This window comes from Kribbella endophytica (assembly GCF_054781295.1).
Genome location: NZ_BAAGUR010000001.1, coordinates 1001492 through 1027633 on the forward strand (window position 1 = coordinate 1001492; position 26142 = coordinate 1027633).

22 protein-coding genes are annotated in these 26142 nt (G+C 69.7%); 12 read left to right on the forward strand and 10 right to left on the reverse strand.

The genetic code is table 11. The features are described from left to right. Positions 1–21: 21 nt before the first annotated feature. The 3 genes from ACYVIO_RS04825 to paaN are packed head-to-tail and all read right to left on the reverse strand — an operon-like array spanning position 22 to position 3596. Positions 22–540, reverse strand: a complete 519-nt coding sequence (locus ACYVIO_RS04825; protein ID WP_460649414.1) for a flavin reductase family protein — start codon at positions 538–540, stop codon at positions 22–24. A gap of 4 nt (positions 541–544) precedes the next feature. Next, positions 545–1930, reverse strand: coding sequence for a serine hydrolase domain-containing protein (locus tag ACYVIO_RS04830; protein ID WP_460649415.1), 1386 nt, complete (start codon positions 1928–1930; stop codon positions 545–547). Then, complete coding sequence (paaN, locus tag ACYVIO_RS04835) at positions 1923–3596, reverse strand: phenylacetic acid degradation protein PaaN (RefSeq protein ID WP_460649416.1); 1674 nt, start codon at positions 3594–3596, stop codon at positions 1923–1925. Before paaN ends, ACYVIO_RS04830 begins: the two co-directional genes overlap by 8 nt. A gap of 78 nt (positions 3597–3674) precedes the next feature. Between paaN and paaI the strand changes: the two genes are divergently transcribed. Genes paaI through paaK form a run of 3 tightly spaced genes read left to right on the forward strand, consistent with a single transcriptional unit; the run spans position 3675 to position 6642 of the window. Then, a complete protein-coding gene (paaI, locus tag ACYVIO_RS04840; RefSeq protein WP_460649417.1) occupies positions 3675–4100 on the forward strand; it encodes a hydroxyphenylacetyl-CoA thioesterase PaaI in 426 nt (141 codons plus the stop codon). Beyond that, positions 4097–5302, forward strand: a complete 1206-nt coding sequence (gene pcaF / locus ACYVIO_RS04845) for a 3-oxoadipyl-CoA thiolase (RefSeq protein WP_460649418.1) — start codon at positions 4097–4099, stop codon at positions 5300–5302. The genes paaI and pcaF overlap by 4 nt, the downstream gene beginning before the upstream one ends. A 26-nt stretch (positions 5303–5328) precedes the next feature. Further along, complete coding sequence (gene paaK / locus ACYVIO_RS04850; protein ID WP_460649419.1) at positions 5329–6642, forward strand: phenylacetate--CoA ligase PaaK; 1314 nt, start codon at positions 5329–5331, stop codon at positions 6640–6642. A 60-nt stretch (positions 6643–6702) separates the two neighbouring features. On the opposite strand, the gene ACYVIO_RS04855 is transcribed toward paaK, so the two are convergent. Then, the gene (locus ACYVIO_RS04855; protein WP_460649420.1) at positions 6703–7323 is read right to left on the reverse strand and encodes a TetR/AcrR family transcriptional regulator; all 621 of its coding nucleotides are present in this window, start codon (positions 7321–7323) and stop codon (positions 6703–6705) included. A 172-nt stretch (positions 7324–7495) separates the two neighbouring features. Between ACYVIO_RS04855 and ACYVIO_RS04860 the strand changes: the two genes are divergently transcribed. The 4 genes from ACYVIO_RS04860 (at position 7496) to ACYVIO_RS04875 (ending at position 11671) form a co-directional block, all read left to right on the forward strand. Further along, on the forward strand, positions 7496–8293 hold the full coding sequence (locus tag ACYVIO_RS04860; RefSeq protein WP_460649421.1) for an SDR family NAD(P)-dependent oxidoreductase: 798 nt from the start codon (positions 7496–7498) through the stop codon (positions 8291–8293). Between the two features lies 1 nt (position 8294). After that, complete coding sequence (locus tag ACYVIO_RS04865) at positions 8295–9410, forward strand: DUF5938 domain-containing protein (protein ID WP_460649422.1); 1116 nt, start codon at positions 8295–8297, stop codon at positions 9408–9410. A 74-nt stretch (positions 9411–9484) separates the two neighbouring features. Next, positions 9485–11032, forward strand: coding sequence for an acyl-CoA synthetase (locus ACYVIO_RS04870; RefSeq protein ID WP_460649423.1), 1548 nt, complete (start codon positions 9485–9487; stop codon positions 11030–11032). Between the two features lie 114 nt (positions 11033–11146). Further along, positions 11147–11671 (forward strand): DinB family protein, encoded by a 525-nt coding sequence (locus ACYVIO_RS04875; RefSeq protein WP_460649424.1) that lies wholly within the window; start codon positions 11147–11149, stop codon positions 11669–11671. A gap of 36 nt (positions 11672–11707) precedes the next feature. Here ACYVIO_RS04875 and ACYVIO_RS04880 read toward each other — a convergent pair whose 3' ends face one another. After that, positions 11708–13054, reverse strand: a complete 1347-nt coding sequence (locus tag ACYVIO_RS04880; RefSeq protein ID WP_460649425.1) for a serine hydrolase domain-containing protein — start codon at positions 13052–13054, stop codon at positions 11708–11710. A gap of 57 nt (positions 13055–13111) precedes the next feature. Here ACYVIO_RS04880 and ACYVIO_RS04885 point away from each other — a divergent pair, with 57 nt between their 5' ends. Next, positions 13112–16447, forward strand: a complete 3336-nt coding sequence (locus tag ACYVIO_RS04885) for an ATP-binding protein (protein ID WP_460649426.1) — start codon at positions 13112–13114, stop codon at positions 16445–16447. Here ACYVIO_RS04885 and ACYVIO_RS04890 read toward each other — a convergent pair. Beyond that, positions 16398–17054 carry a TetR/AcrR family transcriptional regulator gene (locus ACYVIO_RS04890; RefSeq protein WP_460649427.1) on the reverse strand — a complete coding sequence of 219 codons (657 nt, stop codon included), beginning with the start codon at positions 17052–17054 and terminating at the stop codon, positions 16398–16400. The two genes, ACYVIO_RS04885 and ACYVIO_RS04890, sit on opposite strands and share 50 nt — an antisense overlap. A gap of 143 nt (positions 17055–17197) precedes the next feature. Here ACYVIO_RS04890 and ACYVIO_RS04895 point away from each other — a divergent pair, with 143 nt between their 5' ends. From ACYVIO_RS04895 to ACYVIO_RS04905, 3 genes are read left to right on the forward strand one after another with little or no spacing between them, the layout of a single operon-like run. Then, a complete protein-coding gene (locus tag ACYVIO_RS04895) occupies positions 17198–18814 on the forward strand; it encodes an AMP-binding protein (protein ID WP_460649428.1) in 1617 nt (538 codons plus the stop codon). Continuing rightward, positions 18811–19989 carry a lipase family protein gene (locus tag ACYVIO_RS04900; protein WP_460649429.1) on the forward strand — a complete coding sequence of 393 codons (1179 nt, stop codon included), beginning with the start codon at positions 18811–18813 and terminating at the stop codon, positions 19987–19989. Before ACYVIO_RS04895 ends, ACYVIO_RS04900 begins: the two co-directional genes overlap by 4 nt. Before the next feature lie 33 nt (positions 19990–20022). Continuing rightward, positions 20023–20427 carry an SgcJ/EcaC family oxidoreductase gene (locus tag ACYVIO_RS04905; RefSeq protein WP_460649430.1) on the forward strand — a complete coding sequence of 135 codons (405 nt, stop codon included), beginning with the start codon at positions 20023–20025 and terminating at the stop codon, positions 20425–20427. A 53-nt stretch (positions 20428–20480) separates the two neighbouring features. Here the strand turns inward: ACYVIO_RS04905 and ACYVIO_RS04910 are convergent, their stop codons facing one another. From ACYVIO_RS04910 to ACYVIO_RS04925, 4 genes are all read right to left on the reverse strand, one after another. Next, positions 20481–21317 (reverse strand): ABC transporter permease, encoded by an 837-nt coding sequence (locus ACYVIO_RS04910; protein ID WP_460649431.1) that lies wholly within the window; start codon positions 21315–21317, stop codon positions 20481–20483. Then, positions 21314–22300 carry an ATP-binding cassette domain-containing protein gene (locus ACYVIO_RS04915; RefSeq protein WP_460649432.1) on the reverse strand — a complete coding sequence of 329 codons (987 nt, stop codon included), beginning with the start codon at positions 22298–22300 and terminating at the stop codon, positions 21314–21316. Before ACYVIO_RS04915 ends, ACYVIO_RS04910 begins: the two co-directional genes overlap by 4 nt. Positions 22301–22412: 112 nt before the next feature. Next, positions 22413–23729: an MFS transporter gene (locus ACYVIO_RS04920; protein ID WP_460649433.1), complete on the reverse strand. Its 1317-nt coding sequence runs from the start codon at positions 23727–23729 to the stop codon at positions 22413–22415. After that, complete coding sequence (locus ACYVIO_RS04925; RefSeq protein WP_460649434.1) at positions 23726–24448, reverse strand: GntR family transcriptional regulator; 723 nt, start codon at positions 24446–24448, stop codon at positions 23726–23728. Before ACYVIO_RS04925 ends, ACYVIO_RS04920 begins: the two co-directional genes overlap by 4 nt. Positions 24449–24649: 201 nt before the next feature. On the opposite strand from ACYVIO_RS04925, the gene ACYVIO_RS04930 reads away from it, so the two are divergent. Next, a complete protein-coding gene (locus tag ACYVIO_RS04930) occupies positions 24650–26104 on the forward strand; it encodes a S8 family peptidase (protein ID WP_460649435.1) in 1455 nt (484 codons plus the stop codon). The last annotated feature ends 38 nt before the right edge of the window (positions 26105–26142 follow it).

The window sequence follows — 26142 nt, forward strand, 5'->3', positions numbered from 1 at the left end:
ATAAGCCTGGTGGTTGAAGATTCAGATGACGGTGTAGCGGCCTCGGCGGTGGACCAGCGGCGGTACGTCGTCGGCGAGCAGCTCGACGTGCTCGATCGCGAGCTGGACCTGCAACGACCAGCCGGCTTCGGGCGGGTTCTCGGTCACCAGGCGGCAGCCCGCCCAGGTGCTGACCCCGACCGGCGCCGGACCCCACGAGGTCTCGGTCCAGTCGAGCATGCGGAACGGGCCGCCCGGCGCGGGGGCGACGTACCCGAAGGCGTCGGCGAGTTGCTGGTGGGGGCCGCCGAGCAGACCGACCACAGCGGTCTTTGCCTGGAGCAACGTTTCCCACAGGTCGGAGTCGGGGTCGATCAGGCCGACCACGACGCCGGGGTCGCCGTCGCCGACAACCATCGAGGAGACCGTCAGGCCGGCCCGCTTCCCGGCGTACTCGCTGGTCCAGAGGCCGACCGGTGAGGCCAGTCGCCCGCGGAAGCGCCGGACCGGACTCCGGTCGCTCTCCGCGGGCAGGAACGGGTGGTCCCCGTGAATGGTCATGCGGTTACCGTACGGCGGTCACGCGATCAGGCAACGAGTACTGCTCGATCGGGCGGCTGACCAGACCGCTTCCGCCGCGCACCGACTCGACCTGGCCGTCGGCACCGAAGACGAACCGCAGGTGTTCGCCGTACGCGCCGTAGCCTGAACCACTGGTCACCCGGAGCGTGGTGTCATCGGTGAGTTCCAGCGTCGTCGGCTCGGCCGTCGGGTCCGCCGCGGTCGGGTCGATCTGGTAGAGCCGCCCACCGAGCAGCGCGATGTCCATCACGGCCCACAGGTTCGCGAAGCGCCCGGTGAAGCGGGCCAGGTCGCCCTCGCCGCGGTCCTTCGACTCGGCCAGGTCGATCAGCTTGTGCAGCCCCTCGGTCAGCTGCGCAGCCGGGCCGTCGATCGCGTTGGTCAGCACCGACACCGCGATCCGGCGCTCGGGGTCGACCATCGAGCGGGTGATGTGCCCGGGGTAGCCGCCGCCGTGCCCGAAGACGTCCCGCTTGGCGACCTGGTTGATCATCAGGCCGAGCCCGTACCGCGGCCCGTCCTCGTCGGTCGTCTTCCACAGCCCGTGCTGCATCTGCCGCTTCGACGCGTCGCTCAACAGCCGCGCGTCGCCCATCAGGTGGGCCGACCAGTACGTGACCAGGTCCCGCGCGCTGCCGTAGAAGCCGGTCGCGGACGCGAGCGCGCGGGTGTCGACGTGCTCGATCGGCACCCGCTGATCGGCGTACGCGTAGGCGCTGTAGCCGGCGGCGTACTGCGCGCTCCGGCTCGGGTCGAGCTCGGGACCGAGGTCGGCGAGGCCGAGCTTGGCCACGATCGCGGTCTGCACGTGCTCGTTGTACGACGTCCCGGTGACCGCCTCGATCACCAGGCCGAGCAGGCCGTAGCCGATGTTGGAGTACTTGAACCGGTCGTTGTCCTCGAGCACCGCCGACGTGTCCGTCGTCAGTACGCCGATCAGGTGCTCACGGTCCGGGAACGGCGTCGCGAGCTGCCAGTGGTCCGCCTCCAGACTGTCCCGCGTGATCCCGCCGGCGTGGCTGAGCAGGTCGCGCAGCGTGCGCTCCCCCAGCGTCGTGCCGACGATCTCGGTGACGTGCGCCGACGCCTTGTCGTCGAGCCGCAGCCGGCCCTGCTCGACCAGCTGCAGTACGGCGGTCGCGGTGAACGTCTTCGAGTGCGACGCGATCCGGAACAGGTGCTCCGGGGTCAGCGCGACGCCGCCCTCGACGTCGGCCTGCCCGTACGCCGTGGACAGCGCGACCCGGTCCCCGGCGTACACGGCGGCCTGGATCCCGGGGACCCGCTGGTAGCGCTGGTTGAAGGCCAGCCAGCTGTCGTAGTACGCGAGGACCTCGGTCAGATTCCGGTCATCCACAGGGTTAGGCATGACGCCTAGATTGGATGACGCGGAAGCGACTCGCAACGTAGGCACCGTCGGTGTACGTCGCGTTGGCGGCCGGGTTCGCACCGGTCCCGTGGAAGTCGCTGAACGCCGCCGACTGGTTCACGAACACCTGGCCGGTCAGGTTCTCCGACAGCGCGACGCCGACGTCCAGCGCGGTGTCGCGGGCCAGCTCCAGCACGCCCTCGTCGGTCGAGTAGATGCCGGCCGTCATCGCGCCACCCTCGGCGACCGTGCGACCGAACAGCTCGATCGACTCCTTGGTGTCCGCGGTCTTGACCAGGAACGAGACCGGACCGAAGCACTCGCGGCCGTAGACGCCCTCGTCCTTGGCGTCGATCGCGACCAGCAGCGGCGTCCGGACCACGGCGTCGTCGTACGCCGGGTGCTTGATCGCGCGCGACTGCAGCACGACGTCGCCGTACTCCACGGCCAGGTCGAGCCGGCTGACCACGGCCTGGTTCACGATGCCGCCGAGGATCTCGACCGCGCGGGCGTCGTCGCCGAGCAGCTTGCCGATCGAGGTGGCGATGCCCGCGCCAACCTCCTCGAAGGACTTGTGCCCCTCGTCGGTCTCGATGCCGCCGGCCGGGACGAACAGGTTCTGCGTGGTGGTGCACATCTGGCCGGAATACAGCGAGAGCGTGAAGGCCAGGTTGTTGCACAGCGCCTTGAACGAGTCGGTCGAGTCGATGATGACCGCGTTGACGCCGGCCTTCTCGGTGAACACGGTCGCCTGGGTCGCGTTCTGCTCGAGCCACTCGCCGAACTCGCTGCCGCCGGTGAAGTCGATCAGCTTGACCTCGGGGCGCTGCGCGAGCGGCTTGGCCAGGCCGTCGTCCGGACGCTCGGCGACCAGGGTGACCAGGTTCGGGTCGAGACCGGCCTCGGCGAGCACCTCGCGGCAGACGTCGACGGTGATCGCCAGCGGCAGGACGGCCAGCGGGTGCGGCTTGACGACGACGGCGTTGCCGGTGACGAGCGAGGCGAACAGGCCCGGCCAGGAGTTCCAGGTCGGGAACGTGTTGCAGCCGATCACCAGCGCGACGCCGCGGCCGGTGACGGTGAAGTTCTTGGTCATCCGGATCGGGTCGCCCTTGGCCGGCTTCTCCCAGAGCGCCTCGGCCGGGTAGCGGCTCATCTCCTCGTACGCGTAGGCGACCGCCTCGAGCGCCCGGTCCAGCGCGTGCGCGCCGCCGGCCTGGAACGCCATCACGAAGGCCTGACCGCTGGTGTGCTGTACGGCGTTCGCGAGCTCGAAGATGCGCTTGTGCAGCCGGTCGAGGATCTCCAGCGTGACGCCGGTCCGGCCGTCGATCCCGGCCTTGCGCCAGTCGGTCAGCCCCGCCTGGGCGGCGGCGAGCAGCTCGTCCAGGCCGCTCTCGGTGGTGCGCGGGTACTCGACGTTCAGCTCGATGCCGAACGGCGACTGCTCGGTGACGACCGTCCCGTTCGCGCCGGGGGTGGGCAGCGCGTACTCCTTGCCGAGATGCTGCTCGAAGGCGGCCTTGCCGTCCGCGGCCGCCGTCTCGCCGTACACCCGCGGGCTCGGCGACTCGGGGAAGGCGGAGAAGTAGCCACGGCTGCGGATCGCCGCCAGCGCCCCGTCGAGGCGGTCGCGGTGGGTGGCGAGCCAGTCGGTCGATGTCATGGGGTGCGCTCCAAGCTGAGATGGTCGACGAGGCTGATGTTACAGTCGGCAGACGAATCGGCGATAGGGTGTAACAGCATGGGCGAGAACCTGCCGTCCCGCGTGGCGGCCGCGATGTGGGCCGAGGACACCGCCAGTGCGATGCTCGGAATGCGCCTGATCGAGGTCGGAACCGGCACGGCGCGTCTGGAGATGACGGTGCGCGACGACATGGTGAACGGCCACGGTATCGCCCACGGTGGCTTCGTCTTCACGCTCGCCGACTCCGCGTTCGCGTTCGCCTGCAACTCGCGCAACCAGGTCACAGTCGCGCAGGCCTGCGACATCGTCTTCGTCACGGCCGCCCGGCGCGGCGACGTCCTGGTCGCCGAGGCGGTCGAGCGGACGTCGTACGGGCGCAACGGGATCTACGACGTCACCGTGCGCCGCGGCGACGAGGTCGTCGCCGAGTTCCGCGGCCGCAGCCGCCAGTTGTCCGGAACCGTCATCAAGGAGGACTCATGAGTCGCGTCGCCTACCTCGTCGACGGCGTACGGACCCCGATCGGCCGGTACGGCGGGGCGCTGGCCGCGGTGCGGCCCGACGATCTCGCGGCGGGGGTGATCCGGGCCCTCCTGGCAAAGCACCCGTCGCTCGACCCGGCGTCGATCGACGATGTCGTGCTCGGCTGCGCGAACCAGGCCGGCGAGGACAACCGGAACGTCGCCCGGATGGCCGTACTGCTGGCCGGGCTGCCGGAGAGCGTGCCCGGCTCGACGATCAACCGGCTCTGCGGCTCCGGCCTGGACGCGGTCGCCTCGGCCGCGCGCTCGATCGTTGCCGGTGACAACGACGTGGTGATCGCCGGCGGCGTCGAGTCGATGTCGCGGGCGCCGTTCGTGATGCCGAAGGCGACCTCGGCGTACTCGCGCTCGGCGGAGATCTTCGACACCACGATCGGCTGGCGCTTCGTGAACCCGGTGCTGAAGAAGCAGTACGGGATCGACTCGATGCCGGAGACCGCGGAGAACGTCGCGGCCGACTTCGGCATCGCCCGCGAGGACCAGGACCTGTTCGCGCTGCGCAGCCAGCAGCGCGCGGCCAAGGCGATCGCGAACGGGCGGCTGGCCGAGGAGATCGTCGCGGTCGAGGTGCCCGGCAAGCGCGGCGCGGTGACCGTGGTCGACACCGACGAGCACCCGCGCGAGACGTCGCTGGAAGCCCTTGCGGGGTTGAAGACTCCGTTCCGCGACCCGGGTACGGTGACCGCCGGCAACGCGTCCGGCGTGAACGACGGCGCGGCCGCGCTGCTGGTGATGAGCGGCGAGGCGGTCGAGCGGCTCGGCGTCACCCCGCTGGCCCGCATCGTCGGGACGGCGGCGGCCGGCGTACCGCCGCGGATCATGGGGATCGGGCCCGCGCCCGCGACCCGCAAGCTGCTCGACCGGACCGGCGTCCCGCTCGCCGACGTCGGCGTGATCGAGCTGAACGAGGCGTTCGCGTCGCAGTCGCTCGCCGTACTGCGGGAGCTCGGGCTGTCCGACGACGCCGAGCACGTCAACCCGAACGGCGGCGCCATCGCCCTGGGTCACCCCCTGGGGATGTCCGGCGCCCGCCTCGCTCTGACCGCCGCCCTGGAGCTTCGCCACCGCGACGCCGGGTACGCGCTGACCACCATGTGCATCGGCGTCGGGCAAGGGATCGCGACCTTGCTGGCGCGGCCCTGACGACATCCCAGAGAGGTCTCCCGCCAATGACCGAGCGCTTTCTCGGTGAAGCTTGCCCGCCTGAGCTGCAGGACGCGGGCGAGCGGATGTCCGTCGACGAGCTGCGGGCGCGGCAGCTCACCCAGCTGCAGACGACGGTGCGCGCGGCGTACGAGAATGTGCCGCACTACAAGGCGGCGCTGGACGGGGTCGGCTTCACGCCTGACGATCTGCGGGAGCTGTCGGACCTGAGCCGGCTGCCGTTCACGGCGAAGAAGGATCTGCGCGACAACTTCCCGTTCGGGATGTTCGCCGTACCGCGGTCCGAGGTCGTGCGGGTTCACGCTTCCTCCGGTACGACGGGCAGGCCGACCGTCGTCGGGTACACGCGCGGCGACATCGATCGGTGGGCGGACCTGATCGCGCGGTCGATCCGCGCTGCGGGTGGGCGCGCGGGCGATGTGTGCCATGTGGCTTACGGATATGGGCTTTTCACCGGTGGGCTCGGTGCGCACTACGGCGCCGAGCGGCTCGGGTGCACGGTGGTCCCGGTCTCGGGCGGGATGACCGAGCGGCAGGTCGACCTGATCCGCGACTTCGGCGCCGAGATCGTGATGGTCACGCCGTCGTACTTCCTGTCGATCCTGGACGAGATGGAGGCGCGCGGGCTCGACCCGCGCGACACCTCGCTGCGGATCGGGATCTTCGGCGCGGAACCGTGGACCGAGCAGATGCGCCTCGAGGTCGAGCAGCGGACCGGGATGCACGCGGTCGACATCTACGGGCTGTCGGAGGTGATGGGCCCGGGTGTCGCGCAGGAGTGCGTCGAGACCAAGGACGGGCTGCACATCTGGGAGGACCACTTCTACCCGGAGATCATCGACCCGGTCACCGGCGAGGTGCTGCCGGACGGGTCCGAGGGCGAGCTGGTGTTCACCACACTGACCAAGGAAGCCTTTCCGGTCCTGCGCTATCGGACGCGGGATCTCACCCGTCTGCTGCCCGGTACGGCGCGGCCCGGGATGCGGCGGATGGAGAAGATCACCGGACGCACCGACGACATGATGATCGTCCGAGGCGTGAATGTGTTCCCGACACAGATCGAGGAACAGCTCCTGCTGGTCGAGGGACTGACGCCGCACTACCTGTGTGTCCTCACCCGCCCGAACCGACTCGACGAGCTGACTGTTCAGGTCGAAGCTGCTCCTGGGTTGGTCGACCACACATCGGCCTCCCGCGAACTCGCCCACCGGATCAAGACACACATCGGAATCAGCGCGACCATCGAGGTGCTGGCGCCGCATGCTCTGGAACGCTCACTGGGCAAGGCGAAACGGATCAACGACCAGCGGAAGCTCTGAGGCCGGCACCCTGGCGGAGACGACAGGATGATCGGTGGTGCCGACTTGTAGGTCGGTGGGTCAGGGCTCCAAGAGTTTTGGCAGGGTTTGGTGAGCCGCTGCGGCCAGGTCTTCGGTGGCGGTGGGGACTCCGGCTAGATGGCGGAGCAGGGCCTGGGTGAAGAGGCCGTCGAGTAGGCCGTACGCCGTTGAGGGCGTGACGGCCAGTGGGCGGTCGGCGAGGTCGGCGTACGTGGTGACCACTCGCCAGATCATCAGCTCGAGGGTCTGGTCGATCTCCAGGACGTCCTTGCGGAAGGACTCCTCGAAGAGGGCCTGGTTGCGGAGGTCGTACCAGAGGCGGTGCATGGAGGCGTCTTCGCGGCAGGTGGTCGCGAGGGCCTCGGCGAAGTCCTTGCGCAGGCCTTCGGCGGTGGTGGCGGTGACGACGATCTCGTCGTACCGGGTCACGCACTCGGCCTTGTACTGGCGGACGCAGGCGGTGATCAGCTCGACCTTGTCGCGGAAGTAGTAGTGCAGCACTCCATGCGAGAACTCGGAGTTCTGGGCGATCTCGCGCAGGCTGGTCCGGGCGTACCCGAGCTCGGACAGCGTGCGGAGCGCCGAGGTGGCCAGTTGTGCGCGGCGTTCCGCGAACTTGTCCACCTGCCGGCGCGAGATCCGGTCCGTCACCTCGGTCATCGGCGAGCCTCCTGCCCACGATCCTACCCGGACCTCCGGGATTTCCTTGACAGGTGTCCAAGAAAGTCTTGACGACTGTCCAAACTTCGATGACGCTGAGTTCCATCGCCCGGTCACCGCCTCACCGGTGACCGTGGCGTCAAAGCATCCGCACCGTCTGAGGGGAGATGCCATGTACGACCTGACCGGACGCAAGGCTCTGGTGACTGGGGGCGCCCGCGGCCTCGGCGCCGGGATGGCCGCGGCACTCGCCGCCGCCGGAGCGTCGGTGGTGATCGCCGACATCCAGGAGGACCTGGGCAGCGCGACCGCCGACGAACTGAAGCAGACCGGCGCGAACGCGGTGTTCGTCAAGCTCGACGTGACCGACGACGCCAACTGGGAGACCGCGATCAGCGCCGCCGTCGGCGAGCTGGGCGGTCTGGACATCCTGGTGAACAACGCCGGCGTCGAGCTGTCCGGACTGGTCGTCGACCTCGAACCGGACGACGTACGGAAGATGTTGGAGATCAACGTGCTGGGCACCGCGCTCGGCATCAAGCACGCGTTCCGGGCGATGCGCCCGGGCGGACCGGCGGGGTCTGGTGGCTCGGTGGTCAACATCTCCAGCGTCGCGGCGACGATCCCGTTCCCGGGCATCGCGGGCTACTCCGCGACCAAGTCGGCGGTCGACCGGCTGACCCGTGTGGCGGCGATGGAGTCCGGCAAGCTCGGGTACGGCGTACGGGTGAACTGTGTCTACCCAGGGCTCGTCCCGACCGAGATGGGCATGAAGCTCGCGGCGGACATGGTGACCCTCGGACTCTGGCCGTCGGCCGAAGCGGCGGTCGGCGACGTGATCGGGCTGACGCCGCTGGGCCGGCTCGGCGAGGTCGGCGACATGGCCGACGCGGTCGTGTTCCTGGCCTCCGACGCGGCGAAGTTCATCACCGGCGCGGGCCTGCCGGTCGACGGCGGAATGGGGATGTGAGATGACCAAACCCGTCGTCGTGTACGGCGCCTCCGGCTACACCGGCCGGCTGGTGTGCGAGTACCTGCGGGAGTACCACGTCCCGTTCATCGCGGCCGGCCGTGACAAGGCCCGGATCCAGGCGGTGCTCGACAAGGTCCCCGGGATCGAGACCGTCGAGCACGAGGTGGTCGAGGTCGACCACGAGGTCGGCGCGCTGACCGAACTGTTCAGCGGCGCGCAGGTGGTCAGCAACATGGTCGGCCCGTTCGTGAAGTACGGGCCCGAGGTGGTCGAGGCGGCGCTCGCGGCCGGCTGCCATTACCTGGACACCACCGGCGAGCAGGACTGGATGCTGGCGGCGCAGGAGAACTGGGGCGACAAGTTCGCGTCCCAGGGGCTGCTGCTCGGCCCGGGCATCGCGCAGATGTACACCACCGGTGAGATCGCGGCGAACATCTGCCTGGAGACGCCCGGCCTGGACACGCTCGACATTCTCGTGCTGTGGAAGGGCTTCCCGACGTACGCGTCGACGCAGACGATCTTCACGATCCTGAAGGCGGACTGGCACTACTTGGAGCAGAACAAGCTGGTGAAGTGGGACCCGCTGACCACGTTCGAGGTGAACGTGCCGGGTCAGCACGAGTCCGCGCTCGCACTGCCCTGGGGCGGCACTAGCCACCCGGTCTGGTTCCGCAACGACCCGCGGGTGGCCAACGTCAAGGTCGCCGGTGGCGTCTTCGACCGGGCTGTCATGCAGGGCGTGGTCGAGGCCGTGAAGATGGTCGAGACGCAGATCAAGACGCTGCCGGCCGACCAGCAGGAGTCGGCGCTCGCGGATGTGGCCGCCTCGGTCCAGGCCAGCATGCCGCCGCGGGAGAACCCACGGGTCAACACCTCGCTCGACTCGGTCTATGCGACCGGGCCGCTCGGGCGCGCGCACTGCGTGATCTACGGCAACAGCAACTACAAGCAGACCGGCGCGCTGCAGGCGTACGCGGCGTACTCGCTGCTGCAGCAACCGCCGCATCGGGCCGGGCTCGCCTCGGCCTGTCAGGCCTTCGGGCACCGCGAACTGCTGGGGGTCCTGCGGAGCTTCGGGCTGGTGCTCGAACCCGTTGTGACCGTCCACCACTGAGACAAGGCGCGGGGGCGTCCCTCTCACCCCCCTCGGATCGCTCCCGCGCCTGCTCCACTCGCTGAGGAGTTCGCGTGCGGTTGTACGACTATCTGGACAAAGGGGCGTCGCTCGGTCCGGCGGCGCCCTGCCTGACCATGGACGGGACCAGCCTGAGCTACGGCGAGGTGCAGGAGCTCTCGTACCAGGTCGCGCGGGCGCTGGCGAAGTCCGGCATCGGGCCCGGTGACAAGGTCGCGATCCTGTCGGCGAACAATCCGATCGCGTTCGCCTGCGTCTTCGGGATCTCGCGGGCCGGCGCTGTCTGGTGCCCGGTCAACCCGCGCAACGAGGCGGCCGAGAACCGGGATCTGCTGGACGCGTTCGACTGTTCGGTCCTGGTGTTCCAGCGAGCGTTCCTGCCTTTGGTGCAACGGATCCTGCCGGAGCTGCCGAAACTTCGACTGGTCGTCTGCCTGGACGATTCATTGCCCGAGGCAAACAGTCTGGCGGAGTGGCTGGACGGCGTACCGGCGGAGCCGTGGCAGGCCGAGCCGGTCGACGACGTCGCACTGCTGGTCGGCACGGGCGGTACGACGGGGCGCCCGAAGGGCGTGATGCTGACCGGGCGCAACCTGGAGACGATGTCGGCGATCACGCTGATGGCCTACCCGTTCGAGGGCCGGCCGGTCTACCTCGCGCTCGCTCCGCTGACGCACGCGGCCGGCGTACTGTGCTTCCCGGTCCTGACGCTGGGCGGCGAGATCGTCGTGATGCCGAAGCCCGACCTTCCGCAGTTCCTGGGGTTGGTCGAGCGGCACCGGGTCACGCACACGTTCCTGCCGCCGACGCTGATCTACATGCTGCTGGCCGAGGATTCCTTGCCCAGCACGGATCTGAGCTCCCTGCAGTGCTTCTGGTACGGCGCGGCGCCGATGTCGGCGGCCCGCCTGGAGGAGGCGCTGGAGCGGATCGGGCCCGTGATGGCCCAGCTGTTCGGCCAGAGCGAGGCGCCGATGATGATCGCGACGATGGCGCCGGCCGACCACTTCCACCCCGACGGTTCGCCCGCGGTCGAGCGGTTCGCGTCCGCGGGGAGGCCGAGTCCGCTGACCCAGGTCGCGATCATGGCGGACGACGGGCGGCTCCTGGATCACGGTGGACGCGGGGAGATCGTGGTCCGGGGGTCGCTCGTGATGGCCGGGTACTACCAGGATCCCGAGGCGACCGCGGCGGCCTCGGCGTACGGCTGGCACCACACGGGGGACATCGGGTTCCTCGACGACGACAACTACCTCTACATCGTGGACAGGGCGAAAGACATGATCATCACCGGTGGGTTCAACGTGTACTCGGCCGAGGTCGAGCAGGCGCTGATGACGTACCCAGCGATCCAGGACTGCGCGGTCGTCGGGCTGCCCGACGAGAAGTGGGGCGAGCGGGTCACCGCCGTACTGCAGCTGCACCCGGGGCTGACCGTGTCGGAGTCGGAGGTGCGCAACTACGTGAAGAGCCGGCTGGGGAGCGTGAAGACGCCGAAGCAGGTCGTGGTGTGGACCGAACTGCCGCGCTCGAAGGTCGGCAAGGTGCTCAAGGCCGAGGTGAAGGCAATCCTGTTGGGCTCCGGACCCTCGACGCGCTAGGGTTCGGTTCAACGACGAGAGGAGGTGAGCGCGATGTCTGGTAAGACCTACGTGCCGCCGACTCGTCGTACCCGCGACTGAGCGGTGGCTCCAGTTCCACTCTTGGAGTCGTGAATGACCGAAGTAACCCGTCCGCCGCTCACCGCGGACGAGCGCACCCAACTGATCGGCTGGCTGGATCTTCAGCGGTCGTTCGTGCGGATGAAGTGCAAGGACCTCAAGCCCGCCGACGAGCACCGCAAGGTGCTGCCGACGTCGCCGCTGATGACGATGGCGGGCCTCGTCGCCCACCTGCGCTGGAACGAGTACTCCTGGTTCCAGCTGAACGTGGCCGGCGTGCCCGACACCGGGCAGACGCCGTGGACCGACGACGGGCACGTCGACGCCGAGATGTTCGTCGACGACGTCCCGCTGACCCAGCTTCTCGACGAGTACGACGAGGAGTGCGCCCGCTCGAACGCGGCCATCGCGAACCTCTCGCTCGACGCACTCGAGCAGGGCCCGTCCGTCCGCGAGGCCGGCGCGGCCTCGGTGCGCTACGTGCTCTGCCACCTGATTGAGGAAACGGCCCGGCACGTCGGGCACCTCGACATCATCCGGGAGATCCTGGACGGCAGTACGTCGTACGACAAGCTGTAGGACGTGGACAAGGGGGCGCCTCGGCGCCCCCTTGTTTCACAGGTGCTGGCCGAAAGCCAGCGGCTCGCGGGTGCACAGGTACGTTGCCCAGTTCAACTTCACCGGGGTGCCGTCGGCGTTGCGGGTGATGCGGAGGAGCTCGCCGGTCTCGCGGCCGGAGACCGTCCGGTAGACGTCCGGGGACATCTGCTCGAAGACGGCCGGGGCGACGTAGTCCGCGGCGACCGGGGACTTCGCCTCCAGGTGGCCTTCGCGGACCGAGAAGACGAAGGGCGAGCCCTCGGTGAACCAGGTGCCGAGGACGCCGGCGAGCTCGGTGGGGATCGTCGTGCCGGGGGTCCAGGGCTCAGGCAGGACCGGGTCCTCGTCGAGCACCTTGACGGCCAGCTCGGTGGCGATGGCGGCCGGGGACGGCGCGGCGGAGGTGTTCATCAGCGCGATGCCCGCCGTACCGGACGGACGGTGCAGGAAGGTGCCGGTGATGTGACCGGGCATGCCACCGGTGTGGCCGATGAAGACGCGCTCGCCGACGCGGAGCAGCATGAACCCGAGGCCGAAGCCGAGCTGCCAGCGGTCCAGGTCGGCCATGATCTGCGGCTGGCACATCTCGTCGAGGGTGTCCTTCGACAGCACCTCGTCGGTCGGGTCGGCCAGGAACGAGGTCCACCTGGCCAGGTCCTCCGCCGTACTGGCGAGGCCTCCGCAGGCGTCCATCGCGCCGAGGGAGAGCAGCGGCTCAGGCACCGGTACGTCGCTGAACGGGGGAACGTAGTACCCGGAGGCGGCCGGGCCGCCGTCCATGCCGACCGTGGTCCGGCGCATCTCCAGCGGCTGCAGGATGCGGGCCTGGATCGACTCGTACCAGGACCGGCCGTCGAGCCGCGCGATGATCTCGCCGAGCACCGAGTAGACCAGGTTGGAGTAGTGGAACCGGTGGTGCGGCTTGCCGATCCGCTCGGCCTCGTTCCAGCCGGCGATCAGCTCGGTGCGGTCCGGGAAGGCCATCACGTCCCAGACGTCGCCGATCGGTTCGCGCTGCATGCCGCTGACGTGGCTGAGCATCTGCCGGACGGTGACGCCGGCGTGCTTGCTCTCCGGGATGAACTTCTCGACGGTGTCGTCGAGGCTGAGCTTGCCCTCGTCGCGCAACGCCATGATCGCGACCGCGGTGAACGTCTTGCTGTGCGAGGCGATCAGGTACTGCGTGTCGGCGGTCGGCGCGACGCCGGGACTGTCCAGCGAGGCCGAGCCGACACCGCCCGACCAGGCGAGCTTCCCGCCGCGGGCGACGGCGCCGACCAGGCCCGGAACCCGGCCCTTGGTCTGACGCTCGGTGATGATCCGGGTGAGCGCGGTCTGCGTGTGCGCGGCGATATCGGTCACGAGAGCCGACCTTAGCCCGGGAGGTGTGACGAGCGGCAGTGGATTCGGCTGACGAGTGTGACAAACGGCAGGGGGTTTGAGCGGGTGCTGTGGGAGGCTGGTGGAGTGCGCATAGCGGTGCTCGGTCCACTCGCGATGTGGGCGGCCGACGGTTCACCGCTGGACGTCCGCGGCGTCCGGCTGCGCGGACTCCTGGCCAGGCTCGCTCTCGGCGCCGGCCGGCCGGTCGGTGTGGACACCCTGGTCGACGGGCTGTGGGGCAGTGAAGCGCCCAGTGCGAACGCGCTGCAGTCGCTGGTCTCCCGTCTGCGGGCCGGTCTGCCCGCTACCGAGTCGAGCATCTCGGTCCAGTCCGGCCCGGCCGGCTACACGCTGACCATCGGACCTGACTGCGTCGACGCGGTCCAGTTCGAGGAGCTGGCTCGACGTGGCCGGCAGCTGCTCGCCAGGGACCCGGCCCAAGCGCGTGAGCTGCTGTCCCAGGCCGACCGGCTCTGGCGCGGCGAGGCCCTGGCCGACCTGCGCGACTTGCCGTTCGCCCAGGTGGAGGCGGACCGGCTCACCGAACTGCGACTGGGCACTGCCGAGGACCTGGCCGAGGCCGGAATCGCCACTGGGCACGCCCGTGACGTCGTGGCCGACCTGGAACGGCTCACCCTCGCCCACCCGTTGCGGGAGCGCCCGCACGAGCTGCTGATCCGTGCGCTCGCCGCCGACGGCCGCCAGGCCGAGGCGCTTGCGGCGTACGAGCGAGTCCGTACGACGCTCGCCGAGGAGCTGGGTGCTGACCCGGGCTCGCGGCTGCGCGACGTCCACGTGGCAGTACTGCGGGGAGACGAGATCGATCCGCCGGCGACCTCGGCCGGCGTACAGGCAACTGATCCGGCGCCCAAGCCGAAGAGCAACCTGCGGACCCCGCTGACCAGCTTCGTCGGGCGGACCGAGGACGTGGCCGAGCTGTCGCGGCAGCTGAACGACGGGACCCGGCTGGTGACGATGGTCGGGCCAGGTGGCGCCGGCAAGACCCGGCTGGCGACCGAGACCGGCCGGACGCTGGTGACCCAGAGCGGTGACGGCATCTACTTCGTTGAGCTCGCGCCGCTGGCCGAAGAGGCCGACGTGGCTCCGACGCTGCTGTCAGCGCTGGGCGCGAGCGAGTACGTCGACAGCATGCAGACCACGCTGACGCCGAAGCGCTTCCCCACCAGCCGCTCGGCGACGGACCGGCTGGTCGAGGTGATCGCCGACCGCCGCATCCTGCTGGTGCTCGACAACTGCGAGCACCTGATCCAGGAGGTCGCCGGACTGGTCGACTCGCTGCTCGCGCAGTGCCCGCGGCTGCGGGTGCTGACCACCAGCCGCGAACCGCTCGGCATCTCCGGCGAACACCTGCACCAGGTCGGTCCGCTCGCGCTGCCACCGCTCGACGCGACCGACGATGACTACCCGGCGATCCGGCTGTTCGTCGACCGCGCTCGCGCTGTCCGGCCGGACTTCGCCATCACGGACGGGAACCGTCAGGCCATCGCGGAGATCTGCCGCCGGCTCGACGGGATGCCGCTGGCGATCGAGCTGGCCGCAGCGCGCTTGCGAGCCCTCACTCCCCTGCAGATCGTGGACCGGCTGAACGACCGGTTCCGCCTGCTGACCAGCGGCAGCCGTACGGCGTTGCCGCGGCATCAGACGCTCCGTGCGGTCGTGGAGTGGAGCTGGGAACTGTTGGAGCCGGACGAGCAGGCCGTCGCTCGCCGCCTGTCGCGCTTCTCCGGTGGCGCGACGCTGGAGGCCGCCGAGCAGGTCTGCAGCGGACCAGGTCTGCCACCGGAGGCCGTGCTCGACGTACTGGCTTCACTGGTCGACAAGTCGCTGGTCGAGGCCGGCGCCGAGGAGCGATCGGTCCGGTACCGCATGCTCGAGACCGTCAAGGCGTACGGCGCTGAGCAGCTCGCGGCCGCCGGTGAAGTCGACCAGGTCCGCGAGGCGCACGCGGCGTACTTCGGTGACCTGCTGCGCAAGGCGGAACCGAAGCTGCGCACCGGCGACCAGCTGCAGTGGATGTCCCGGATGGACGCCGACAACGAGAACCTGCTGGACGCGCTGCGGACGGCGATCGACGCCGGCCGGGCCAACGACTCGATCAAGCTGGTCGCGGTTCTCGGCCAGTACTGGAACATGCGCGGCCGCCCGTCCGAGGCGGTGGCCTGGTTCGAGGCGGCGCTCGCCGTACCGGGACCGACGAAGCCGCTGGCCCGGGCGCTGACCGTGATGCTCTACTCGCTCGGCACGCTGTCCAACGGCGCGGACCCCTCGGACTCGGTGGCCAAGGCGATCCGTGGACTGGCCGAGGTGCGGCTGCTCAGCCGGCGGCACGAGGAGGTCCGGCTGTCCGCGGTCGGCTGGTTCACCAACGCCGCGTGGGCCGCCTTCCGGCGGGACAAGGCGACCTCCTTCAAGCAGCTGGAGGAAGCACGGGAGAGCGTCGATCCCTGGACCCGGAACATGGCCGTGATGATGACGGCGATGTTCCGCGAGAACGAGGGCGACGTCGAGCAGATGGCCGCGGACCTGCAGCTCGCTCTCGACGGCTTCCGCGCACTCGGCGACCGATGGGGTACGTCGCTGGCGCTGCGCGGTCTGGCCGCTCATGCCGCGACCCACGGAAATCACCAGGCCGCGATCGACGCGCTGGCCGAGGCGATGCGGCTGACCCAGGAGCTGGGCACCAGCGAAGGGATGCCGCAACTGCTCGGGCAGGCGGCGACCAGCCGCGCGGAGCTGGGTGACCTCGACGGTGCCTGGGCCGACGTCCGCGAGGCGCAGCTGCTGGCCGAGGAGACCGGTGGTCGCGGCGGCCAGGGCATCTCGCTGATGGGCATGGCCGCGCTGAGCCGGATGTCCGGACGGCTGGACGAGGCGCTCGAGCTGGCCGAGCGGGCGCTCGCGACGCTCGACCCGCAGGCCGAGCGGATGGCACCGCACGGCGAGGCGATGGTGAGGACCGAGCTGGCCCGGGTAATGGTTGCCAAGGGCGACCTTTCCGGGGCCCGCGGCAACATCGAGCCGGCCGTCGCGCTGGGGCTGACCACCGAGGACATGCCGATCGCGTCGGCCGTGGTCGAGGTCGCGGCGTCGGTCGAACTGATGGCCGGCGACGCGGAGCTCGCCGCCCGCACCCTCGGCCTGGCGGCGGCGATCCGCGGCGCACGGACGATTCCTGATCAGTGGGTCCGCCGCACCGTCGAGGGTGCCACCGCAGCACTGGGCGAGGCGGCCTACGAGGTGGCATTCCGGTCCGCGGCGGGACTGGGTCACGACGACGCGATGGCCGAGCTGCGCAAGCGCTTCACCCTCCCGACGGGTCGCCGTCGCGGGGGTCTGCTGTCATCAGACTGACCGCGAGCTCGCGCAGGGCGACCTGGACCTGCGCCTCCGGTGGGCGCGGGTCGGCCAGCATCCAGTCGTAGACGACGGTGTTGACCGCGCCCATGAAGGACAGGCCGACGAACCGGAAGTCCCTGCGGGTGATCTCGCCGCGGGCCACGGCGGTCTCGCCGATCGAGTTCACGCTGGAGATCAGCAGTTCGCGGAACGCGATCCGCTGCTCCTCCACCGCCGGACTCGCCCCGACCACCTCGACGAACGAGATCCGGGCCCGGCGCAGGTCGGTCATGATGGTCCGCAGGTAGCCGTCGACGGCCGCGGTGATCCGCTCGCGGACCGGTGCGTCCGCCGTCGCGGCCAGCGCCTCCCCCGTACTGCGCACCCCCAGCTCGATCACCTGGGCGTGCACCGCGAGCAGCACGGCTTCCTTGTTCTGGAACTCGTGATAGAAGTGCCGGGTCGACACTTTCGCCTGTGCACACAGGCGTTCCACCGAGGTCGCGGGATACCCGTCGGTCCCGAACAGCTCCAGAGCGGCGTCCAGCAGGCGCTCCCGCCTGGCGGCCTTCCACTCGTCGACCGAGCGTCCGGAGTACCGGCGCACGGAGGGATCGCTCATAACACCTCTTGTCGCTACCCCGTGCGTGACCCGCTCATCTTAGTCACTCAGAGCAAGGTCTTGTCAGCTAGTTATCGAGTGTCTAAATTACTGGTGGGTTTAAGTGAAAACCAAGCTTTTCACTTGCCGTCGTGGAGGCGCTGATGCGGATCACGGAGAAGGTGCGCGCGGTCGGTGTGCTGCGCGGTGCCGGGATGGTCGAGCTGGGGCGTCCGGTGCTCGCGGCGCGGAAGGCGCGGGCGATCCGGCGGTTGGGGCCGATCGCCGGAGCGGCGCAGGCGGCGGCTTGGCGGGCGCCTGATGCGGTGGCTGTGATCGACGAGAGTGGGCGGCTGACGTACGGGGAGTTGGAACGGCGGGCTACGGCGCTGGCTCTCGAGTGGGTCGATGCCGGGTTGGCTGTTGGTGATGGGGTTGGAGTGTTGTGCCGGGGGCATCGTGGGGCGATCGAGGCGATGGTTGCCGCGGGCAAGCTTGGGGCTCGGTTGGTGTTGCTGAACACGGGATTCAGCGGGGTGCAGCTGGCGGACGTCGTACGGCGTGAGGGTGTGGGCGGGCTGGTGTACGACGACGAGTTCGACGAGTTGCTGGCTGGTACTTGGAGTGGGCTGAGGCTTCCGGTGGAGGGGACGCCGCCTCGGCGGCGGGGTGCAGAGGGGGCGGGCGCGAGTTCGTTGCCCTGGCCTCGGCGGCGGGGTGCGGAGGGGGCAGGCGCGAGTTCGTTGCCCTGGCCTCGGCGGCAGGGTGGGTTGGTGTTGCTGACGGGTGGGACCACCGGGACGCCTAAGGGGGCTCCGCGGGTGGTGCGGTCGCCGTTGGTGGCGGCGCAGTTCCTGGATCGGGTGCCGTTGCGGCGGGGGGACGTCGTGCAGCTGGCGGCGCCGCTGTTCCACGGGACCGCGCTGACGCAGTTCATCATGGCGTTCGCGCTCGGGGCGACCGTTGTGCTGCGGCGGCGGTTCGACCCGGTCGCGACGCTGCGGACCGTCGAGCGGGAGCGGTCGACGGCACTGATCGTCGTACCGACGATGCTGCAGCGGATGCTCGCGGTCGACCGATCCTTCGACACGTCGTCGCTGCGGATCATCATGAGCGCGGGCGCGTTGCTGCCGACCGACCTGGGCAACCGGGTGATCGACCGGTTCGGCCCGGTGCTGCACAACCTCTACGGCTCCACAGAATGCGCGGTCGCCACCGTCGCGACGCCGAGCGACTGGCTCGCGGCGCCCGGGACGACAGGACTGCCGCCCGTCGGTTGCCGCGTTCGCCTGTACGACGACGCCGACCGCCCGATCACCGCGCCCGGTACGACCGGCCGGATCTTCGCGGGCAACGGGCTCAGCTTCGGCGGGTACAGCGACGGCGGAAGCAAGGACGTCGTCGACGGGCTGCTCAGCACCGGCGACCTCGGGCACTTCGACGCGGCGGGACGGTTGTTCGTCGACGGGCGCAGCGACGACATGATCGTGTCCGGCGGCGAGAACGTGTTCCCCGGCGAGGTCGAGGACCTGGTCGAGGCGATGCCGGGGGTCGCCGAGGTCGCGTCGGTCGGCGTACCGGACGACGACTTCGGCCAGCGGCTGCGCCTGTACGTCGTACCGGCCGCGGGCGCCGAGCTCGACGCCGAAGAGATTCGCGCGCACGTGCGTAACCATCTGGCCCGTTTCAAGGTTCCTCGTGAGGTGCTCTTCCTCGACGAGCTGCCACGTACTGCCACCGGGAAAGTCGATCGCCGCGCTTTGAACGGAGCCGCCCCATGAAGAGAACCACGCTCGCCCTGCTCGCCGGATCACTGATCGCCGGCCTGCTGGTCAACGTCCCACAGGCCTCGGCCGCTCCGATCCCGGAGCCGGACCAGGACGCCTTCTACCAACCCGCCCCCGGCTACGAGTCGAAGGAGCCGGGAGCGGTCCTGAAGAAGCGACCGGTCACGGTGACCGGGCTCGGGATTCCCCTTCCGGTGAAGGCGTTCCAGGTGCAGTCGCGCAGCACCGACGCGAAGGACCGGCCGGTCACCGTGGTGTCGACGGTCATCGTCCCGCTCACCGCCTACCCGGGCGGCGCTCGGCCGCTGCTGTCGTACCAGCCGGCGACGGACTCGCTCGGCGACCAGTGCAACCCGTCGTACACGCTGCGGACCGGGCTGGAGAAGGAGATCCCGCTGCTCGCGCTCGGTCTGGCCAAGGGCTGGGCCGTCGTGGTCACCGACTACCAGGGACCGCGTGACGCGTACGGCGCCGGGCGGATGGAAGGGCACGCCGTGCTGGACGGCGTCCGCGCCACGCTCGCTTCGCCCGAGGCCGGGTTGACCGCGCAGACGAAGGTCGGGCTGTGGGGCTACTCCGGCGGCGGTCTGGCGACCGGTTGGGCGGCGGAGCTGCAGCCGTCGTACGCGCCGGAACTGAACGTCGCGGGCGTCACCTCCGGTGGCACTCCGGCCGACCTGGGGGCGGCCGGACGCCAGATGGACGGCGGGCCGTTCTCGGGGCTGTTCCTGGCGGCGGCGATCGGTGTCAGTCGCGAGTACCCGGAGCTGCTCGGGATTTTCAATGCCAAGGGCAACCAGTTGATCGCCGCGATGGACGACCTGTGCGTCACCGAGGAGGTGCTGTACGCGTTCAAGAGCGTCAAGCAGTACAGCGATGCGGCCGACCCGCTGAACGAGCCGGTCGCGCGCGAGGTGCTGGCGAAGAACAAGATGGGCACCAAGGCACCGAAGGCGCCGGTCTACCTGTACCACTCGAAGTTCGACGAGCTGATCCCGTGGGCGGTCGGCAAGGCGCTCAACGACGCCTGGTGCGCGAAGGGAACAAGGGTTGCCTTCTACACCGACTACCTCAGCGAGCACAACGTCCTCGCGGTGACCGGCGGCCCCGCCGCGGTCGCCTACCTGAGCGCCCGCTTCGCCGGGATCAAGGCGCCGTCCACCTGTTGACCTCAACTTCCCTTGAGGTACGACGCTGTCCGCATGACTCTCACAACTGAAACCGACGAGGCCCAGGTCCGGGCGCTGGTGCGGGCCGCTCACGAGGCCCAACTCTCGGCGGCCGACCTGGTCCCGCTGCACCACCAGCAGGCCGTGCTGGTGAACGTGGCGGGACGCCGGGTCCTCGGCCGGGAGGCGATCCAGGAGGCGATGGTCGCCGCACTGGCCTCGCCGCTGCAGGATGTGCTGACGACGACGGAGGTCGTCGATGTCCGCTTCCCGGTCCCGGACCTGGCTGTGGCCAGCTGCATCAAGACCATCGACGACCGGCGCCCGGGAGCTGAACCGGGCGCCCTGCCGCTGACCGGCGCGCTCACCTACGTGTGTGCGCGGGTCGACGGCGAGTGGTCGATCCTGCTCGCCCAGACGACACCGATCGCGAGCTGAACACGGCAGAAGGGCCGGAGCCCCTCGCTCCGGCCCTTCTGCGGTTCGGTGGGTCAGGTGCGCTTGCGGTAGGCGCGGATCGCCAGCGGGGCGAAGACCGCGACCAGGCCGACCATCCAGGCCAGCGTGATCAGCAGCGGCTTCTGCAGGTCGCCGCCGAGCATCAGGCCGCGCATCGAGTCGGCCAGGTAGGTGATCGGGTTGATCTTGGTCCACGACTGCAGGAAGCCCGGCAGCGTGCTGGTCTGGACGAAGATGTTGCTGCCGAAGGTCAGCGGGAACATCACCAGGAACGCGATGCCCTGGACGCCCTGCGCGGTCTTGAGCTTGAGCCCGAGCCAGACCCACACCCAGCACAGCGACAGCGCGAAGGCCAGCACCAGCAGGAGGGCGAGCAGACCGTTGCCGACGCCGTTCTCGAAGCGGAAGCCGAGCGCGAAGCCGGTGACCATCAGGATCACGATCGAGGTCAGGTAGCGGATCGCGTCGCCCAGCACCGCGCCGACCAGCGGCGCCACCCGGGCGATCGGCAGGCTGCGGAAGCGGTCGAAGACGCCCTTGGCGAAGTCGTCGTTCAGTCCGACGCCGGTGCCCAGCGTCGAGAACACCACCGACTGCACGAGCACGCCCGGCAGCAGGAACGGCAGGTAGTCGTGCCAGGTCCCGCCGGCCTGACCGCTGATCGCGCCGCCGAAGACGAACAGGAACAGCAGCAGGAAGATGATCGGCTGGAACGTGACGTCGGCCAGCGCCTCGGGGTTCTGCCGGATCCGGACGATGTTGCGCCAGGCCAGGGTCAGGCTCTGCGGGACCCAGGCGAACGGGCTGTTCCGCCGTACGGCGTGCTGCGGCTGCGACGAGCCGGTGGGTGTGAGGGTTGCGGTGCTCATCGGCCCGCTCCTTCCAGGACTGCGGTGGACTCTTCTTCGGCGGTGTGGCCGGTCAGGGCGAGGAAGACCTCGTCCAGGCTGGGCAGCCGCAGGGACAGCTCGGTGACGGCGATGCCGGCCTCGTCCAGCCGTCGTACGACGACCGGCATCGACGACCCGTCACTCACCGGCACGCTGACCCGGGCGTTGACGACGTCGACGGTGGGCCGGGTGCCGGTCGACTCCGCAACGATCGCGGCGACCCGCTCCAGGTGACCCGGCTCGGCCGGGCTGACGTCGAGCGACTGCTTGCCGGCCTGCGCCTTGAGCTCGGCCGGACGCCCGGCGGCGACGACCCGGCCCTTGTCGAAGACCATGATCGAGTCGGCCAGTGCGTCGGCCTCCTCCAGGTACTGCGTGGTCAGCAGCACCGTCGTACCGTCGAGGACCAGGTTGCGGATGGTGTCCCAGACACCGTTGCGGGCGTGCGGGTCGAGTCCGGTGGTCGGCTCGTCCAGGTAGAGGATGCTCGGGTTGCCGACCAGGCTCGCGGCCAGGTCCAGCCGGCGGCGCATACCGCCGGAGTAGGTCTTGGCGATCCGGTCGCCGGCGTCGGTCAGCTCGAAGCGCTCGAGCAGCTCGTCGGCGCGGCTCTTGGACTCCAGGCGGGACATCCCGATCAGCCGGCCGATCATGACCAGGTTGCGGCGGCCGGACATGTCCTCGTCGACCGAGGCGTACTGCCCGGTCAGGCCGATGATCTCGCGGACCCGGGCAGCCTCCTTGACCACGTCGAACCCGCCGACCGTCGCGTGCCCGGCGTCCGGCTGCAGCAGCGTGCCGAGGATCCGGACGGCGGTGGTCTTGCCCGCGCCGTTCGGTCCCAGGACGCCGAGCACGGTGCCGGTCGGCACGGTCAGGTCGACGCCGTCCAGCGCGATCGTGCTGCCATATTTCTTGACCAGGCCTTCCGCCAGGATGGCGGGCTGGTTCGATGTGGACATTCGGTTCCTCCAGATGACTTCGTGTCTCTGGGAACCACAGTCCACTCCCCCGCTGGCACCGCCCTGGCAGCGGGCTGAGAGCCCGTGTCAGCCCGCTGTCGCAGCCCTGGGATCAGCCCTTGAGCGGCATGATCCGGTTGGCGAGCAGTGCCTGGTACGCCTCCGGGTTGTACCGGGCCAGGTGGCCTCGCGCCTTGCGCCGGTACTTCAGGATCTGCCGCGTCCCGATCGCCCACAGCACGTACTGGAAGGCGAGCGCGAACTTGAAGTCGCCGATCTCCTGCGGAGCGCCACCAGACGACACGTCCAGCAGGATCCCGACCATGCCGATGCAGATCAGCGTCGCGATGAAGCCGCCGGTGTTGACCATCCCGTTCGCGGCGCCGAAGCGGGTCGACGGGTTGAACGTCCGGGCGTAGTCCAGCCCGAGCATCGACCCCGGACCACCAGCAGCCTGTACGACGATCAGCAGCAACAGCACCGGCATCGGCGCCTGCCCCGGCCAGACCAGCACGACGGTCCACATCAGCACCGACCCGGTGATCACGGCCAGCACGATCCAGGACCGGTAGAACGGGAAGCGCGCGGCGTACCGGCCGACCAGCGGGCCGTAGAACAGGCCGGCGAGGACCGGCAGGATCAGCAGCGACGCGGCCGTCGTCGGGGAGAGTCCCTGTCCGCGGACGAGGAACGGGTACCCCCAGAGCAGGCCGAAGGTGGAGCCGGAGAAGCTCGTGGTGAAGTGCGTCCACAGGCCGAGCCGCGTGCCCGGCTCGCGCCAGGCGCGGCGCAGGTTGTGGCGGACCTCGGTGAGCGACTGCTTCGCGCGGTGCAGCGGTTCGTCGTACGGGGTGTCCTTGATCAGGAACAGTACGGCGACGCCGGTGACCAGGCTGAGCACGCTGGCGCCGGCGAACGTGCCGGTCCAGCCGAAAGCGTGGAAGGCCGCGGCCATCGGGACCGTCGAGACGATCGCGCCGATGCCGCCGAGCATCCCGGTGGCCTGCGACATCACCGGCTGACGCAGCGCGGGGAACCAGGACATCACCACCCGGAGCACGCTGATGAAGACCAGCGCGTCGCCGACGCCGAGCACCGCCCGGGCCGCGAGGGCGGCCGGGTAGGAGTCGACGAGGCTGAACGCAGACTGGGCCAGGAAGAGCAGACCCGACGCGGTGATCAGCAGCCGCTTCGAGCCGTACCGGTCGAGCAGGATGCCGACCGGGACCTGCATCGCGGCGTACACAGTGAGCTGTACGACGGTGAAGCTGGCCAGCGCCGAGGCGGAGATGTGGAAGCGTTCGGCCGCCTGCAGGCCCGCGACGCTCATCGAGCCGCGGTGCAGCACGGTCACCAGGTAGGTGAAGACGGCAGCCGCCCACACCGCCCAGGCTCGCCGACCGCCCAGGGGGAAGAGGAGCTCGGTCACCGCACCCCTCGCAGATCCGCCGCGGCGACCTCGATGTGGGACACGACCAGCTCGCGGAACCGCTTCACGCTGTTGCCGCCGAGCGCCTCGATCATCTCGGTGTGCGCGACGATCGACTTGTCCATCCGGGCCGGCATGACCTCGATGCCCGGCACGCCCATCCGGACCTGACGGTCGCGCAGGCTGTTGTAGAGCTTGGCGAGGATCTCGTTCCCGGCGGCGCCGACGATCGCCTCGTGGAAGGCCCGGTCGGCCTCCAGGAAGCTCTTCGCGTCGCCCGCCTTGCGGTGCGCGCGCATCTCGTCGACCTTCGCGGTCAGCGCCTCGATCAGCTGCTTGCGCCGCGGCCAGACCTTCGAGGCCGCGTGGGTCTCGAGCAGCTCGCGGGCTTCCAGAACGTCGTTGATCTCCTGCGGCAGCACCGGCAGGACCAGCGCGCCCTTCTTCGGGTAGAGCTTGACCAGGCCGGACTCCTCCAGCCGCAGCAGCGCCTCGCGCACCGGCGTACGGGAAACTCCCACCGCCGTGGCCAGCTCACCCTCGGTGAGCAGCTCACCGCCCGGGTAGGCCCGGTCCAGGATCGCGGCCTTCACGTACGCGTACACGCGTTCCGCGGCCGGGATCTTCTCCACCCCCGGCCCGGCTTCGGCGACCACGCGCGCGATCTCTGCTGTCTCGTCCCCCAGCACCGGCTGCTCGCCGGGTACCCCGCTTGCCACGACTCTCCTCACATACGACTGGTATCTCTGTTGTATCTATCTTATCACTCGACTGTTTGATCCACATTCTGTGGATAAAGCTGTGGATAAGCGTGCGGGGTTTCCCCTGTCCTGGCCGGGGTGGTGGGCGCGGCGGGCAATCCGATCTAGGCTCACCGGAGCGTTGCCGTCCCGTTTCGCTCTGTGTCTTGAGGAGAGAGTGTGTCCCGAAGCTCACGTACCCGCCGGCTGAGCGCCGGTCTGGCGGTGGCCGCCCTGGCGTTCACCACCGCCGGTGCCGCGACCGCCGCCGAGGCGACCCCGTTCGCACCCTCGACCAGCACCGCCGCCGCGGCCGAGCCCGGCATCCTGATGAACTACGTGGTCAACACCAAGGCCACCAAGCTGCACGTCAAGAAGGTCGAGCAGGCCGTCAAGGCCGCCGGCGGCACCGTCGTCTCGTCGTACGACCAGCTCGGTGTCGTGATCGCGCAGTCGACCAACCCGGACTTCCGGACCGACGTCCGCCAGGGCCGCAACGGCCGTGAGGTGCAGTCGGTCGGCGCGACCCGGACCGCTGCCGTGTCCGAGGGCCCGGTCGGTACGGCGAAGAAGGCCGCGGCCAAGGGCCTGAACGCCGGCGAGGCCACCGTCGTACCGGATCCGGACGAGACCAAGCAGTGGGACATGGTCCAGATCAAGGCGGACCAGGCGCACAAGATCACCGACGGCTCCAAGCGCGTCCTGGTCGGCGTCACCGACAGCGGTGTCGACGACACCCACCCGGACCTCGCACCGAACTTCGACGCGAAGAACTCGGTCAACTGCACCGGCAACGGCGTCCCGGACCGGACGGCGGGCGCCTGGCGTCCGACCACCAGCGCGCACGGCACCCACGTGGCCGGCACGATCGCCGCCGCCCGCAACGGGATCGGCATCGTCGGCGTCGCGCCGGGCGTGAAGATCGCCTCGGTGAAGGTCGTGAACGACGACGGGTACATCTACCCGGAGTACGCGATCTGCGGCTTCGTCTGGGCCGCCGAGCACCACATGGACGTCACCAACCACAGCTACTTCATCGACCCGTGGCAGTTCTGGTGCGACGACGACGGTGACCAGGGCGCGGTCCAGGAAGCCGTCCGGCGGGCGATGAACTACCAGACCAAGAAGGGCGTCCTGTCGGTCGCCGCGGCGGGCAACTCGAACTACGACCTGTCGAACAAGACCACCGACACCTCGAGCCCGAACGACAGCTCGGCCGTGACCCGGGACATCAACAACGACTGCCTGGACATCCCGACCGAGCTGCCCGGCGTGATCACCGTCGCCAGCACCACGCAGGCGGGCGTCAAGAGCAGCTTCTCGAACTTCGGGCTGCGCTCGATCGACGTCGCGGCGCCTGGCAGCAGCATCCTGTCGACGCTGCCCGGTGGTGGCTACGGCACGATGAGCGGTACCTCGATGGCGTCCCCGCACGTCGCCGGCGTCGCCGCGCTGATGAAGTCGGCGCACCCGTGGTGGGGCCCGCGCGACCTGGAGAAGGCCCTGCAGCGCCAGGCCGACGACACCGCCTGCCCGACGACGCCGGACGCTCGCTGCACCGGTACGACGGCCAAGAACGCCTTCTACGGCGAGGGCATCGCGGACGCGCTGGACGCGGTCAAGCGCTTCTGGTGAACCACCTGAACTGAAAAGAGGGGGTCCCCCGCCCGGGA

Excerpts from the sequence above, each read along its gene's own strand:
- ACYVIO_RS04825 (WP_460649414.1), bottom strand. The coding sequence starts at position 540 with ATGACCATTCACGGGGACCACCCGTTCCTGCCCGCGGAGAGCGACCGG.
- ACYVIO_RS04855 (WP_460649420.1), bottom strand. The coding sequence starts at position 7,323 with ATGACCGAGGTGACGGACCGGATCTCGCGCCGGCAGGTGGACAAGTTC.
- ACYVIO_RS04830 (WP_460649415.1), bottom strand. The coding sequence starts at position 1,930 with ATGCCTAACCCTGTGGATGACCGGAATCTGACCGAGGTCCTCGCGTAC.
- ACYVIO_RS04910 (WP_460649431.1), bottom strand. The coding sequence starts at position 21,317 with ATGAGCACCGCAACCCTCACACCCACCGGCTCGTCGCAGCCGCAGCAC.
- ACYVIO_RS04905 (WP_460649430.1), top strand. The coding sequence starts at position 20,023 with ATGACTCTCACAACTGAAACCGACGAGGCCCAGGTCCGGGCGCTGGTG.
- ACYVIO_RS04860 (WP_460649421.1), top strand. The coding sequence starts at position 7,496 with ATGTACGACCTGACCGGACGCAAGGCTCTGGTGACTGGGGGCGCCCGC.
- paaN (WP_460649416.1), bottom strand. The coding sequence starts at position 3,596 with ATGACATCGACCGACTGGCTCGCCACCCACCGCGACCGCCTCGACGGG.
- ACYVIO_RS04895 (WP_460649428.1), top strand. The coding sequence starts at position 17,198 with ATGCGGATCACGGAGAAGGTGCGCGCGGTCGGTGTGCTGCGCGGTGCC.
- ACYVIO_RS04890 (WP_460649427.1), bottom strand. The coding sequence starts at position 17,054 with ATGAGCGATCCCTCCGTGCGCCGGTACTCCGGACGCTCGGTCGACGAG.
- ACYVIO_RS04865 (WP_460649422.1), top strand. The coding sequence starts at position 8,295 with ATGACCAAACCCGTCGTCGTGTACGGCGCCTCCGGCTACACCGGCCGG.
- ACYVIO_RS04915 (WP_460649432.1), bottom strand. The coding sequence starts at position 22,300 with ATGTCCACATCGAACCAGCCCGCCATCCTGGCGGAAGGCCTGGTCAAG.
- paaI (WP_460649417.1), top strand. The coding sequence starts at position 3,675 with ATGGGCGAGAACCTGCCGTCCCGCGTGGCGGCCGCGATGTGGGCCGAG.
- ACYVIO_RS04875 (WP_460649424.1), top strand. The coding sequence starts at position 11,147 with ATGACCGAAGTAACCCGTCCGCCGCTCACCGCGGACGAGCGCACCCAA.
- ACYVIO_RS04900 (WP_460649429.1), top strand. The coding sequence starts at position 18,811 with ATGAAGAGAACCACGCTCGCCCTGCTCGCCGGATCACTGATCGCCGGC.
- paaK (WP_460649419.1), top strand. The coding sequence starts at position 5,329 with ATGACCGAGCGCTTTCTCGGTGAAGCTTGCCCGCCTGAGCTGCAGGAC.
- pcaF (WP_460649418.1), top strand. The coding sequence starts at position 4,097 with ATGAGTCGCGTCGCCTACCTCGTCGACGGCGTACGGACCCCGATCGGC.